Source organism: Accumulibacter sp. (assembly GCF_029255125.1).
In the GTDB taxonomy this organism is placed as follows: Bacteria; Pseudomonadota; Gammaproteobacteria; order Burkholderiales; family Rhodocyclaceae; genus Accumulibacter.
Genome location: NZ_JAPUVR010000145.1, coordinates 1 through 13,388, shown reverse-complemented (window position 1 = coordinate 13,388; position 13,388 = coordinate 1). Strand labels below are relative to the sequence as shown.

At 66.9% G+C, this 13,388-nt stretch carries 9 protein-coding genes; 4 read left to right on the top strand and 5 right to left on the bottom strand.

What is annotated here, in order from left to right; translation table 11 throughout:
- Positions 1-16: 16 nt before the first annotated feature.
- Positions 17-2,779 (top strand): hypothetical protein, encoded by a 2,763-nt coding sequence (locus tag Q1L59_RS16105; protein ID WP_300334165.1) that lies wholly within the window; start codon positions 17-19, stop codon positions 2,777-2,779.
- Positions 2,766-5,129 (top strand): isoprenylcysteine carboxylmethyltransferase family protein, encoded by a 2,364-nt coding sequence (locus tag Q1L59_RS16100; RefSeq protein WP_300334162.1) that lies wholly within the window; start codon positions 2,766-2,768, stop codon positions 5,127-5,129. The genes Q1L59_RS16105 and Q1L59_RS16100 overlap by 14 nt, the downstream gene beginning before the upstream one ends.
- Before the next feature lie 126 nt (positions 5,130-5,255).
- Here Q1L59_RS16100 and Q1L59_RS16095 read toward each other — a convergent pair whose 3' ends face one another.
- The 5 genes from Q1L59_RS16095 to Q1L59_RS16075 all read right to left on the bottom strand — a co-directional run bounded on the left by Q1L59_RS16095 (position 5,256) and on the right by Q1L59_RS16075 (position 11,066).
- Complete coding sequence (locus tag Q1L59_RS16095) at positions 5,256-5,954, bottom strand: PEP-CTERM sorting domain-containing protein (RefSeq protein WP_300334159.1); 699 nt, start codon at positions 5,952-5,954, stop codon at positions 5,256-5,258.
- A gap of 578 nt (positions 5,955-6,532) precedes the next feature.
- Entirely contained in the window at positions 6,533-7,249 is a 717-nt protein-coding gene (locus tag Q1L59_RS16090) for a pirin family protein (protein ID WP_300334157.1), read from the bottom strand.
- 65 nt (positions 7,250-7,314) lie between these two features.
- A complete protein-coding gene (locus Q1L59_RS16085; protein WP_300334154.1) occupies positions 7,315-8,259 on the bottom strand; it encodes an AEC family transporter in 945 nt (314 codons plus the stop codon).
- A gap of 42 nt (positions 8,260-8,301) precedes the next feature.
- Positions 8,302-10,014, bottom strand: a complete 1,713-nt coding sequence (recJ, locus tag Q1L59_RS16080; RefSeq protein ID WP_300334152.1) for a single-stranded-DNA-specific exonuclease RecJ — start codon at positions 10,012-10,014, stop codon at positions 8,302-8,304.
- The gene (locus Q1L59_RS16075; RefSeq protein WP_300334150.1) at positions 10,011-11,066 is read right to left on the bottom strand and encodes a hypothetical protein; all 1,056 of its coding nucleotides are present in this window, start codon (positions 11,064-11,066) and stop codon (positions 10,011-10,013) included. Before Q1L59_RS16075 ends, recJ begins: the two co-directional genes overlap by 4 nt.
- A 157-nt stretch (positions 11,067-11,223) precedes the next feature.
- On the opposite strand from Q1L59_RS16075, the gene Q1L59_RS16070 reads away from it, so the two are divergent.
- The gene (locus Q1L59_RS16070) at positions 11,224-12,471 is read left to right on the top strand and encodes a lipoprotein-releasing ABC transporter permease subunit (RefSeq protein ID WP_300334148.1); all 1,248 of its coding nucleotides are present in this window, start codon (positions 11,224-11,226) and stop codon (positions 12,469-12,471) included.
- Positions 12,464-13,147, top strand: a complete 684-nt coding sequence (gene lolD, locus Q1L59_RS16065; protein ID WP_300334146.1) for a lipoprotein-releasing ABC transporter ATP-binding protein LolD — start codon at positions 12,464-12,466, stop codon at positions 13,145-13,147. Before Q1L59_RS16070 ends, lolD begins: the two co-directional genes overlap by 8 nt.
- Positions 13,148-13,388 lie beyond the last annotated feature (241 nt).

Here is a 13,388-nt window from a genome sequence, read left to right as displayed (position 1 = left end):
TGCCCGGGAGAATGAAATGCCGAGGATCGTCGCCGTTCTCCTGATCTTGCTGGCCTGCGTACCGTTGGCGCACGCCCGCTCGCGCGATCTCGGCCCGATCCCGATTGACGGTACGACGGCGCAGGCAAGCTTGCCGGATCGCCAGAAGCGCGTCATCCGCGAACTCGCCTGCGGCGTCGAAGCGACTTTCATCCGCCACAAGCTGAGCCTCGCTGAACGCCCAAACGAGATCATGATCGCCAAGGCGGCGGTCCTTGCCGGGCTGATCGACCGGCACCTGCAGCCCTGCGCGACGACGCAGGTCTTCGCCATCAGCGAGTGGGAAAAGCTGCTGCCCGAGGGGCCGGCGCTCAAGGCAGCGATCGAGGCGCTCGACCAGGACCTCAACAAACCGCTGCCGCCCGACCCGGCGCGCCTGGGCGAAGTCGCGGAGACCATCCGACGCACAGTGAACGCTTTTGCCGCGCAAGTCTTCGGTGGCGTTTGCGAGGCGGTCGTCACGCGCGTCGAGCCGCGCATCGTCGCGCGCGGGGGCAGCGGCGAGCGAGTCGTCGAATACCGGGTGAGCTACTCGCTCAGCCCCGCCTGTCTCGCGCGCCAGATCAACTCGGTCATCCTCGACCGGCGCTTCGTGCGCCAGGGCAACCCGGGTTCGAGCGGCTTGCCGTGTCACCTGTTCGGTTCGCCGCCGGAAGCCGACTGGGACATGGCGGTTGCGCTGCTCACCCGACTCACCTTCCTGCTGCGCCAGGCGGCAACGCTGACGCCGCCGAGTGCGGAAAGCGCTGACGCGATCGACAAGCTGCAGACCCGCCTGCTCACCCTGAGCGGCGGCAAAGCGCAGGAGGTGCATCCGCTCTGGCATTGCGGCAATCCGGACAATCAGTACGGCAGCGCGCGCGACCGCCTGGACGACAACAGCTTCTACGACCCGGACCTCGGCCGCGACGTGGACGGCGACGCCGAGGGTTCGGATACGGGCGACGACTTCCTCGACTTCCTGGCCTTGCTGCTCCTCTTCCTGGCGCTGATCATCGCCGGCGTCGCTCTCGCGCTGCTTGCCGCGCTGCTCGGCGCAATCGTCGGCCCGCTCGTCGCGGCGATCATCATCACGCTGCTCAGCGCGCTGGCAGTCGCCGCGGAAATTCCCCAGATCGCCCTGGGCGCGCTGTTCGGCGGCGTCGAGGAGACGGAAAACCACCTGTTCATGCAAAATTCCTCGAAATATCTGAAGAACCAGATGCTCATCGAAGACTCGGCAGCGATCGGCGACAGCGACGCGGTCGCCGACTATCAGGCGTACAACCGGGAAATCCACGCCTGGCTGATGCAAAGACTGCAGCGCGTCACCGACGAGGACTTCGCGGAATTCAACGCCAAACCCTATGGCCGCCTCAGCTTCACCGCACTGCTCAACCTGCACGACTTTTCCTGCCAGGCCGGCGTGCCAGCGTGTTCTGCCGACGACGCGCAGCTCATCACCGGCGTTGCCGTCGTCGGCGACCTCACCGCCGCCAAGATGGCGCTGGGCAGCAACCAGGGCAGGCGCATCGTGCCCTTCCGCCGCCTGGCGCACGCCAATACCGACTACACGCTCGGCAAGCTGGAAAAGGATCACAGCAAGCGCGCGGCCGTCCGCTCGCTGTTCGAGCTTTCCGGCCTTGCCGATCACCAGATCGCCGCAATGCAGCTCTGGGCCGGGCAGACTTTGCACGGTCCTGACGGCCACGCCAGCGAGGACAGCCTGGCCGAGATGATCTGGGAGGCGACCTCGGCCTACACACCGCACCGCCTGCTGCTCGACCTGGCACTGGTCAAGGGCGCGTGGACGCAGACGCTGCGCCACGCCGGCTGGGAGCGCTACAGCAGCGGCAAGGCGTGGCTGATCACCGCTGGCGGCAGCGAGAGCGGCTACGCGCAGGGCTTGCGCACACCGACCGGGACGATCTACCCGAGCGCCTTCATCAAGTGGACCGACCGTGGCGCCGGCGTGCCGACCACGCTGATGGTCAGCTCGGGCAAGCGCCTGCCCGCCTGCGAAGCCACCGGAAGCTGCCGCGAGCTGCCGCCGGCGCGCGTCGAGCAGCCGCTCCGGCAGGATCGTTTCGCCCACTTCATCCGCTTCGAGGGCAAGGTCGTGCGCTGGAAGATCGACCAGGAGGACGAGCCGATGTCGTTCAACGACAACTTCTGCGTCCACGGCTCGTTCGCCTGCGGAATCAACCTGCAGATTCCCGACTTCCTGCGCGCCTGCATGGTCACCCACGACTCCGCCGCGCTTCCCGCCGGTCGGCGGTTTTCGCTGATCGACTCAGCAAACTGCAAGGCGTGGGATAACGGCGACGCAGGCGACGACTTCTTCGTCGTCGTCTACGAGCAGGCGTGCGCCGGCAGCAGTGACTGCGCGGCAGGTAGCCAGTGGGGCTTCATCGAAGTAGTGCCGCGCACGCCGGCGGCGACCAGCAAGGATCTGCATGATCAGGTGCTCGCCGCCAACGCCGCGAACTTCGACGAAATGGCGAGCAAGTCCGGACTGGGCACTTTCACCTATGCTTCGCGCACCAACGGCATCATCAAGTTTGCACCGCATGGCGCGTGGGTCAGCGAAGCGGGCGGCGTCGCGCAGGCGCACGGCGCGCTACCCGCCTGGCCACGTGCGCAGGGCGACGTGATCAACCGCACCGGGACAGCGAGCTACACGATCCGCAACCCGCGTACCGGCGAAACGATGAGCGTCGACTTCAGCGACCAGGAGAAGCCAAAACGTGCGCTGCCTTGACTTCCTGAAGGGCCTCCTGCTGCTCGGCGCAGCGCTCGCCGCACAGGCGGAAACCGTCGTCACCGCCTGCGGCACCGACAACGCCGCCGGTGGAGTCAACCTGGTCAGCGCGCTGGCTACCGGCGGCGACATCCGCATCGCCTGCGCCGGCGGGCCAAACGAAATCAAGCTCACCGGCGAGCGCGTGCTGAGCGGCGCGACGACGATCGACGGCGGAGGGGCGACGCTGAGCGGTACCGGCAACGGCGTCATGTTCGTCCCTGCCGGGCCAGCCCGGCTGACCCTGCGCAACCTGACGCTGAGCAATCCGCCGGCCAACCCGGCCGACCCCAACATGTTCACCGGTATCGTTTATGACCGCAACGACCTGGCGGTCGTCGAGCTGAACAAGGTGACAGTGACCGACACCCGCCTGCCATTTGCCGTGCGCAAGCTCGTCGCGCGCGCCAGCACCTTCGCTCGCAATGGCGACGCCAGGCAGCCGGATTTCGGCGTCGTCATGGCCGGCGAACTCGAACTTGAGCAAGTCGCTTTCCGCGACAACCTGTCGCGTCCGTTCCACGCGCTCTGGCGCAGCGATCCTGTGACCAGCGGGCGGCAGATCTCGGCGCAGGTGCGCAAGTGCAGCTTCGAGCGCAACAAGCGACCCGCTTTCTGGGCTGCCGGCGAACTCGTCATCGATCAATCGAGCTTCACCGACAACGGCGACGCGCTGCCCTTCGCCGCCGGTGGGCGTGGCTGGCTGTACGCCAACCGCATCTACCTCGAACTCGCCCGCAGCGCCGCCGGCGCGGTCGAAGTCGCCTTTGCCAACGCGACCATTTCGCGCAGCAGCTTCACGAACAACCGCGGCATGCTCGGCGGCGCAATACTCGCCGCGCGCTCGACGCTGACGCTGCAGTCGTCGGACTTCGAGGCCAATCACGCGCTGTCCGGCGGCGCCCTCGCCTACCTCTCGCCGGCCGGCAGCAATCCGCTGAACGCCCGCCTGCGCCTGCGCCTCGGGCACGTCAAGCTGCGCGACAACCAGGCGGCCAAGGACGGCGGCGCGCTGTTGCTGCTCGGCGACGTGGCGGGCGACGCCGTACAGATGAGCCGCAACAAGGCGGGTGAATCGGGCGGCGCGATCGCCCTGGTCAGCGCCAGCGCGTCGCCCATGGAAGCAGTGCCGGCAGATGTCGGCAAGGACTTGCCGGCGCCCGGCAGCCAGCCCACGCGCCTCGAACTGACGCGCGTCTTCGTGCTCGACAATACCGCCACGCAACACGTGATCGATGCTGGCGCGGGAATCGTGCGCCTGGGCAACGCGCTGCTCGCGCGCAACGTGAGCACCGCCGGCGGTGCGGCGCTCTTCGCGCAGAACGTCGAAGTTGCCAACAGCACGCTGATCGGCAACCAAAGCGAGGGCTTGCACCTGGCGCCGGGCGGCACGGTCGGAGCAAGCATGGCGAACGTGATCGTCGCCGGCAACCAGGGCAACTGCGCGAATGCGCTGGCCACGCTGAAGCTCGCAGGCGCCAACCTGCAATACCCGGATGCGGGCTGCGGCGCGACGATCCCGGTCGCCGATCCATCACTCGACGCCCGTTTTGCCCCGACGATGTCCAGCCCCGCACGCAATGCGGGCAGCCTGGCGATCTGTGCCGCGCACGATCTGGTCGATGGACGCGACCTCTACGGCAATCCGCGTAGCGGGGCAAGCTGCGCAATTGGCGCCGTCGAAGCCGACCTGGTCAACGACCTGATCAGGAAGGTCGGCGCCGAGAGGTTTCCCTGGCTGCTCTTCGGGTTCATCGTCTTCCTGCTCATCTGCCTGCTGATCGGCATCGTCGTCGGGTGCTGCCGGCGGCGAAAGAAGAATGCGAGCACGGCATGCGAGGCGGCGTTTGGCCGCCGCGGCGAAGGCTACGTCTTCGTGCAGATGATTCTGCTCGCGCTCGTCGTGTTCGCGCCAAGTTCCTGGCCCGGCGCCGCCTGGACAGCGCCCTGCACCTGGCTCGGGAAACTCTTTGGCGGCGCCCTGCTGGCGATCGGCATCACCATCGCGCTGCTCGCCTGCGTCCAGCTCGGCAAGAACCTGACGCCCTTGCCGCAGCCGAGGAAAGACGCCGTACTGGTCGTCAGCGGCATCTACCGCCTCGTCCGGCATCCGATCTACAGCGGCCTGATCCTTGCCGCCTTTGGCTGGGCGCTATGGCTGAACGGCTGGCTGACGCTGGGCTACGCTCTGTTGCTCCTGATCTTTCTCGACATCAAATCGCGCCGCGAGGAAATCTGGCTCGCAGAAAAATTCCCCGAATACCACGCGTATCGGCAACGCGTGCGCAAACTGCTTCCCTGCCTCTACTAGCCTGACAGCGGGTCTGCGCGCTTGCCTTGCGCAGACCCTGCGTCAGCGTCTCCGGCGGCACCGACGAGCTCCGATCGGCAGCTACGATCGATGGCCACATGCACTGACCGCTGCAGGAACGCGATCCTACTCCCCGCAGCGCCCTGCCGAGCGCACGCCGCACAGCGCCAAGCCGGCGAGCAGCAGCACCAGCGTCGTCGGTTCTGGAACCGAACTCGCGCGGCCAGTGACCTGCGCGTCGAGCCAGAAGGCGTCCCACACGTCATTGACCGAATCTCCGCGCATTTCGATCAGGTTCGCGCCAGACTGGAAAAGACCGCTTCCCGCCGCCAGCGAGAAGAAGTGGTCGGTCGTGAAGGTGTAGCCCGCATAGCCGGTGCCAGGAACCAACGAACCATTGATGTAGATCCCGTGCGACGAATCGGCAACGCGCAAGCGACCGTTCAGCGTCACTGTGCTCAGATCGTAGCCCGAGAGGTCGAATGAGCGCCTGGCGTAGACCATGTTGTTAACCCCCCAGCCGGTCGTCGGGCTGGTGGCAACCACCGATGGCGTGGTAATCCAGGCGGCCACGCCGGCTACCGTCTCCATGCCGCAGCACGTCTGCCCACCTGCCATGTTGGGATACGAGCCGGGATAGGCGACCCGGGCCGCCGAGAACTGTACGCCATCGGTCGAAATCGTCCACAAGGGATCGATGCTTCCAGCAGAAAGGACGCTTCCATCGGCCGCAACGCCGGTATTCAACACGAGGGAAGCACTTGCGGCACCGGCAAACAAAGCACCGCTGGCGAGGATCAGGGAGCTGACAAGCTTTTTGGTCATTACGCGTTCCTTGAAAATGGTCGCTCCTGCTTGCCAAGGCGCACTGTCCGCGTTCGGCGAACAGCCGCGCCCGTGGTCAGAGGAGACGTGTGCTCGAGTCATTCTTCGCGTGGCGCCGCTCTTGCGCTGGCCGTCCCAACCGGGAGTCGCGAGCTTGGTCCACTTGCGGCGACAGGCCCAGCACATTTCGTGCCTGAAAAGATGAGGCGCTGACCTAACGGCGAATCTACCCGGCATGCCGCGGCGCCAAGCCAGGGCTTGTAAGAAATGTCGACACTCGCCAGCCGACCGCGCTTCCTGCCAAACGCTGGTACAGCGGGAAAAGAACGGTGCTCGATGCCGCGCGCCGCCTTCCCACTTGGCGACGGCAGGACAAGGCAGGCAGGCGCGTCCAGTTCCAGCGAGGCACGCTGCAGCGCATGCCGCCAGCGCGCGCCCGCGCCCTCTGGATCAGCGCATGGCGGATTTCCTGGCGCACGCAGACTCAGCGCGTCGGTGAAGGTAAAGACCGTCGTTTCGGGGGTTCAGCTTGAATGCTTCGTCACCCGGCGAGCGAGGCGGTGCAACGCCAGCGGCACTCAGATCGGCATTTGTTCGGCGACATCGACCAGGACAAGCTCCGCGGCTTCGCTGGCCGTAAGCCTGAGCACCGCCTCGTGACGAATCGCTGCCCCGTCGCCGGCCTCCAGGCTGATGCCATTGACGGTCACCCGACCGCTTGCGGCAACCAGGTAGCCCAGGCGGCCGGCGTCCGAAAACTGGTATTCGATCGTATCGCCGCAGCGCAGCGTCGCCCCCGAGACGCGCGCCTCGGCGCGTATCGGCAGAGCGCCCTGGTCACCGGCGAGACCGCTGGCCAAGGGAACGAAACGCCCGGCGCGATCATCCTTTGGAAAGGGCTTCGATCCCCACGCGGGAGGCGCCCCGCGCTGATTGGGCATGATCCAGATCTGGAAGATCCGGGTCACGCCGGCTTCGCGGTTATATTCGGAATGCCGAATTCCCATACCCGCACTCATCACCTGGACATCTCCGGCAACCGTCCTGCCGCTATTGCCCAAACTATCCTGATGGGTTATGGCGCCTTCTCGCACATAGGTGATGATCTCCATATTCGCGTGCGCGTGCAGCGGAAAGCCGGTTCCAGCTTGAATCGTATCGTCGTTCCAGACGCGCAGCGCGCCCCAATTCACACGACCGGGCTCATGGTAATCGGCAAACGAGAAGTGGTGCCTGGCTTCAAGCCAACCGTGATCGGCGTAACCAAGACTCGCCAATGGGCGTCGTTCAATCATTTTTCCTCCAGTCTCTCATCACACCATCCAAATTCACGCACCCCCCTCTGAGCGCGCCACGCAGGCTACGATAGAGCACCGGTGAGCGCCAGGAAGAGCGGCGTCGTGATCGCCGCCAGACCGGTCGACAGGACCATACTGCTCGCCACTGCGGCTTCCTGCGTCGCGAACTGTTTCGACATCAGGTAGACGTTGACGCCGACCGCCAGCGAGGCGAGCAGCACGACGACGCGGGTTTCCAGCGGCGGCAGGCCAAGCGCCAGGGCGAGACCCCAGACAACCAGCGGCTGCACGATCAGCTTCAACGCGACGATCGCACAGCTCTCCCGCCAGCCTGCGCGCAGTCCGTACTCGGCCAGACTCATGCCGAGCGCGATCAGCGCCAGCGGTGCTGCCGCCTGGCCGCTCATGTCGAGCGGCGCAGCGACGAGCAAGGGAAGCTCGAAGCCGAGCAGGCCGAAGAGCGAACCGGAGACGATGGCGGCGACGATCGGATTGCTCAGCACGCTCTTCGTCGTCGCGCCGAAGCCCTCGAGCGAGAGGCTGCCGTGCCGCGACCACTCGACCGACACGGTAACCAGCGTCCACAGAATCAGCGCGTTGAAGACGAGCACCAGCGCAACCGAGGGAACTGCCGCATCGCCCAGCGCCGTGCGCGCCAGCGGCAAGCCAAGCAGAACGTTGTTCGAGAATACGCCGCCGAGCGCAAACACCGATTGACCCACGCCGTCCAGCCGGAAGACGCGCCAGGCGATCAGGCGGCCGAGCGCGAAGACGATCAGGCAGGCGCCAAAGAAGGCGAGCAGCAAACGCGTATCGACCGGCGGCAGACGCGAGAGGTCGCTCATCAGGCGAAACAGCATCGCCGGCAGCGCGATCGAAAAGACGAAACGCGACAGCGCGTCGGCGACGCTCTTCGGCCAGCCCGCCCAGCGCACCAGCGTGTAGCCGACGAAAACGAGGATGAAGAGCGGCGCGGCGAGCGAAAAGTGGTGCAGGAAGGTGCTCATCGGCAGGATCGTGTTCGGCGCGTGCGTGCTCGTCGCGGCGGCTCAGGTGGCCAGATGCTCGATCATCAACTGCGTCGATTGCACGCCGTTGAAGTCGTTGATCGCCAAGCGATAGGCGGCGCGCACGGTGGCTCCCGGCGCCTGCGTGAAGTTGAACTGGATGGCGTCGATCGTCTGCCCGTCGCGCCGCAGGCGCAGCTTCAGATGCTTGTCCTTCAGGATGCGCTGGCTGTCCACGGCGAAGTCATCGGCGAAGAGCGGTTGCGGGAAACCCTGGCCCCACACTTCGGCTGCCAGCAGACGGGCGGTTGCCAAAGACCAGTAGGCCGGCTCCAGGCAACCGTCGGTGTGCAGCGTTCGTGTCCGGTCGGCCGGCGCCAGCAGTTCGTCGGCGACCTCGGCGAAAAGATCGCGAAAACGCGCAAAGTCGGCTTCACGCAGCGTCACACCGGCGGCCATCGCGTGCCCGCCAAAGCGCAGCAACAAACCGGGCGCGCGCTTGCCGAGCAGGTCGAGCGCATCGCGCAGGTGGACGCCGCCAATCGAGCGGCCGGAACCCTTGATCTCGCCGTTCTCGCCGCGCGCGAAGGCAAAGACCGGACGATGAATTCTCTCCTTGACGCGCGCCGCGACGATGCCGATGACGCCCTGATGCCAGTCGGCGTCGAACAGCGCGACGCCGGCGGCCGACGGCGCTGCGGCATCCGCCAGCGCCGCCGCGTCGAGCAGCGACAAAGCCTGCTCCTGCATGCCCGCTTCGATCGCCCGCCGCTCGCGATTCAGCGCGTCGAGCTGCTGCGCGATGTTCAGCGCGCGCGCATCGTCGTCGGTGATCAGGCATTCGATGCCGAGCGACATGTCGGCCAGGCGCCCGGCCGCGTTGAGCCGTGGACCGACGAGAAAGCCGAGGTCTACGCTCGACACCTGCTCCGGCGCACGCCCGGCGACGTGCAGAATGGCACGCAGTCCGGCGCTTGCCCGCCCCTGCCGGATACGCTGCAGACCCTGGCTGACCAGCACCCGGTTGTTATGATCGAGGCGGACGACGTCGGCCACTGTGCCCAGCGCGACGAGATCGAGCAGATCGGCCAGGCGCGGCTCGGCGCGGCCAGTCGCCGGCGAGAAGCAGCCGCGCGCGCGCAGTTCGGCGCGCAGGGCAAGCATCACGTAGAAGACGACGCCGACGCCGGCCAGGCTCTTGCTCGGAAAATCGCAGTCTGCGAGATTCGGGTTGACGATGCAGTCGGCCGCCGGCAGTTCGTCCCCCGGCAGGTGATGGTCGGTAATCAGCGTCCTGATGCCAAGCGCACGTGCGCGCTCGACGCCGGCGACGGCAGAAATTCCGTTGTCGACGGTAAGCAGCAGATCGGGCCGCCGTTGCGCCGCCAGATCGACGACTTCGGGCGACAACCCGTAACCGTAGGCAAAGCGATTCGGCACCAGATAATCGACCTGCGCACCAAAAGCGCGCAGGGCGCGCAGGGCAAGCGCACAAGCCGTCGCGCCGTCGCAATCGTAATCGGCGACGATCAGGATGCGTGCACGCCGCTCGATCGCTTCGGCGAGCAGCACGGCGGCTTCGCCCGCGCCGCGCAGCCGCGTCGGCGGCAGCAGCGAAGTGAACTGGTAGTCGAGCTCGCTGCGCGTCGTGATTCCGCGCCCGGCGTAGATGCGGGCGAGCAGCGGGTGCACGCCTTGCTGCTCGAGCGCCCATTGCACGCGCGGCGAAACCGTTCGCCCGACCAGATGAGTCATTCTGCGCCTTTCGCCAGAGCCAGCGCCGTCGCCTGCAGCGCACACGGCCGCCGCCACAGGCGCCACTGCTCGGCGCGCCCGCTGCGCCAGGTGAGCAGGCCGTAGGCGGTCGGCGCGCAGAGCTCGATGGTCGCCAGCCGGCCGCCCGCCAGCGCCTGCTGCAACGGGGCAAACCAGTCGCGGTCGAGTTCGTGCAGACGACTTCGATACGCTTCCGCATCCTGATAGTGCACCGGCCGCTGCAGCGCGTCGAGCACCAGCAGGTGGCGGCCGCGTTGCTCGAGCGCGCGCAGCAAGCTCGCGGCGTCACCGGGTGGCGCGTGCACTGCCGCCTGTGCGCAAAGGGCAAGACCGCGCGCCAGAGCGTCGTCGCTCCAGACCCCGGTGAACTCACTGCCCAGCCTTGGCGGCAGCATACCGGCACCCCACAGCCAGAGACTGTTGATCGTCGAGCGACCAGCGGCCTCGCGCGCCTCGTTGACCGGATGCCGATGCAGAACCATCTGCGCTTCGTTGAGCAGACGGCGCAGCCAACGCAGTTCGGGGGTTTCCGGAAGCTGCCGGGCAACACGCCGGCCGGCGACCGCCGACAGCGGCAGCGCATCGCCGCCGCCCGGTTGATGGTCGGCGGTAAGCTGCAAGTACCAGCGCTCGGCACAGGCCAGGTGAAAGCGGCCGACTTCGGCAAAATGGCGGTTGAGTTCGTCAAGCAGCGCCTGGGCTTCGTCGAGCGCGAGTTCCAGACCGTCGCCCTCGGCGAGCAATAGCCGCTCCTGGTGCAGACGCAGGTGGACCGGATCGGCGCACAGCCAGGCGCGCGCTGCAGGCGCCGGCGCGGCGTTTTCGCCGGCCAGGCGCAAGGCGGCGTAGGGCGGCTGCACGGGCAAGCCGAAGAACTCGGCGAGCGTCGCTTCGACCGACTGCGGCGGCAACTGCTGCCGCCGACTGCGCGCGAGCAGCGTGCACAGCCCAGGGCACGCGAGTTCGGCAAAGGTGTCTTGCTCGTCGGGTTCGGGCCAGATGAGTTCGGGAACGACAAGAGTGAGGTGCATGCGGATTCGGCGGCTCGGACGATCCTTGACGGCCGGCGCGGCCGGTCGCTCCGACCAGCCTGGCGATGACGCACTGGCCGGCGACTGAAAGAGTGTAGCATAGCGCCTTTGCCCGAACGACGCTGCGCGCCGCCCCGCCCGCGCGATTCCTCGCCCGATGGATCTGCCCTACGAACTGCTCGTCGGCCTGCGCTACACGCGGGCGAAGAAGCACAACCATTTCATTTCGTTCATCTCGCTGATCTCGATGCTGGGCATCGCGCTCGGCGTCGCCGCGCTGATCGTCGTCCTCTCGGTGATGAACGGCTTCCAGACCGAGTTGCGCGCGCGCATTCTGGCCGTCGTCTCGCACATACAGATCAGCGGCGCGAGCGGCGAAATGGCCAACTGGCAGAGCGTCGCCGAGCAGTCGACCCGCCACGCACACGTGCTCGCCGCCGCACCCTACGTCCAGGCGCAGGGGATGCTGGCATTCAGCCAGGCAGTGCGCGGCGCGCTGGTGCGCGGCGTGCTGCCCGAGCAGGAGGATCGCGTCGCCGACTTTCGTCCGCACATGAAGGACGGCCGGCTGGAAACCTTGACCGCGGACAGTTTCAACATCGTCCTCGGCAGCGAACTGGCGCGCGCGCTCGGCGTCATGGTCGGCGACCGGGTGACGCTGATCGCGCCGCAAGGCGTCGTCACACCGGCCGGCGTCGTCCCGCGGCTGAAGACGTTCACGGTAAGCGCATTGTTCGAAGTCGGCATGTACGAGTACGACAGCGGGCTGGCGCTGATCCACTTGGCCGACGCGCAACGCCTCTACCGCCTTGACGACCGGGTTTCGGGCGTACGCCTGAAACTGGACGACCTGTTTCTGGCACCGCGCGTCGCCCGTTCGCTCGCCGCCAGCCTGGACACCGAAGCCTTCATCAGCGACTGGACGCGCAGCCACGCGAACTTCTTCCGCGCCGTGCAGATCGAGAAAAACATGATGTTCATCATCCTCTCGCTGATCGTCGCCGTCGCCGCGTTCAACATCGTGTCGACCCTGGTCATGGCGGTCACCGACAAACAGGCCGACATCGCCATCCTGCGCACCCTGGGCGCCCGGCCGAGCAGCATCATGCTCGTCTTCATCGTGCAGGGCGCGCTGATCGGCTTCATCGGCCTGGGTCTGGGCATTGCCGGCGGCGTCGCGCTGGCGCTCAACGTCGATGTCGTCGTGCCCTTCATCGAGCGCCTGCTCGGCACGCAGTTCCTGGCCAAGGAGGTCTACTACATCTCCAACCTGCCGTCCGAGCTGCAGTGGCGCGACGTGACGACGATCACCGGCGTCGCTTTCGTGCTCGCCCTGTTCGCGACGATCTACCCGAGCTGGCGCGCGGCACGGGTCAATCCGGCAGCGGCGCTGCGCTATGAGTGAAATCGTCCTCGCCTGCCAGGGGCTGCGCAAGATCTTCCGCCAGGGCGGCGACGAGGTGCCGGTCCTGCTCGGTGTCGACCTCGCCGTACACGCCGGCGAGCGCATCGCCGTCGTTGGCGCTTCGGGTTCGGGCAAGAGCACCCTGCTCCACCTGCTCGGCGGACTCGACTCGCCAAGCGCCGGCAGCGTGCACCTGATGGGGCACGACCTGGCGACGATCGACGACGCGCAGCGCGGCGCGCTGCGCAACCGCCACCTGGGCTTCGTCTACCAGTTTCACCACCTGCTCGGCGAGTTCACCGCGCTCGAAAACGTCGCCATGCCGTTGCTCATCCGCCGCCTGGCGAGGAAGGAAGCCGAAGCGCGCGCGGCGCAAGTGCTCGACGAAGTCGGGCTGGCGCACCGCCTGCGCCACACCCCGGGCGAACTCTCGGGCGGCGAGCGCCAACGCGCGGCGATCGCGCGCGCGCTGGTCAGCGAACCCGCCTGCGTGCTCGCCGACGAACCGACGGGCAACCTCGACCGGCAGACGGCAGAAAGCGTCTTCGCCTTGATGCTCGAACTCAACCGCTCGCGCCGCACGAGTTTCATCGTCGTCACGCACGATCCCGCCCTGGCGGCGCGCGCCGGGCGCATCCTGACGCTGCGCGATGGCTGCCTGAGCGACGCCGCCTGAGCAGCGCGAGCGGCGCACCGAATGGTGGGTCAGCCGGCGCGACTTCGGCTAATTCGGCTAAAGATTTGCCGGCCATTGCCGTTAGCGGGTAAAGCTCCTGATGACTGCGAGGAACATCGAGATGCAGAGCCTTTTCGCGCCGGCGATAGCGCTTCTCAACCGCGTGGGCTATACACGCAAGTTCGCCATCATGGGTGTCCTCGCGCTGATCGCAGTAGCCTTCCTGCTCGGCAGCCTGTAC

Excerpts from the sequence above, each read along its gene's own strand:
- Q1L59_RS16105 (WP_300334165.1), top strand. The coding sequence starts at position 17 with ATGCCGAGGATCGTCGCCGTTCTCCTGATCTTGCTGGCCTGCGTACCG.
- Q1L59_RS16095 (WP_300334159.1), bottom strand. The coding sequence starts at position 5,954 with ATGACCAAAAAGCTTGTCAGCTCCCTGATCCTCGCCAGCGGTGCTTTG.
- Q1L59_RS16090 (WP_300334157.1), bottom strand. The coding sequence starts at position 7,249 with ATGATTGAACGACGCCCATTGGCGAGTCTTGGTTACGCCGATCACGGT.
- Q1L59_RS16085 (WP_300334154.1), bottom strand. The coding sequence starts at position 8,259 with ATGAGCACCTTCCTGCACCACTTTTCGCTCGCCGCGCCGCTCTTCATC.
- recJ (WP_300334152.1), bottom strand. The coding sequence starts at position 10,014 with ATGACTCATCTGGTCGGGCGAACGGTTTCGCCGCGCGTGCAATGGGCG.
- Q1L59_RS16075 (WP_300334150.1), bottom strand. The coding sequence starts at position 11,066 with ATGCACCTCACTCTTGTCGTTCCCGAACTCATCTGGCCCGAACCCGAC.
- Q1L59_RS16070 (WP_300334148.1), top strand. The coding sequence starts at position 11,224 with ATGGATCTGCCCTACGAACTGCTCGTCGGCCTGCGCTACACGCGGGCG.
- lolD (WP_300334146.1), top strand. The coding sequence starts at position 12,464 with ATGAGTGAAATCGTCCTCGCCTGCCAGGGGCTGCGCAAGATCTTCCGC.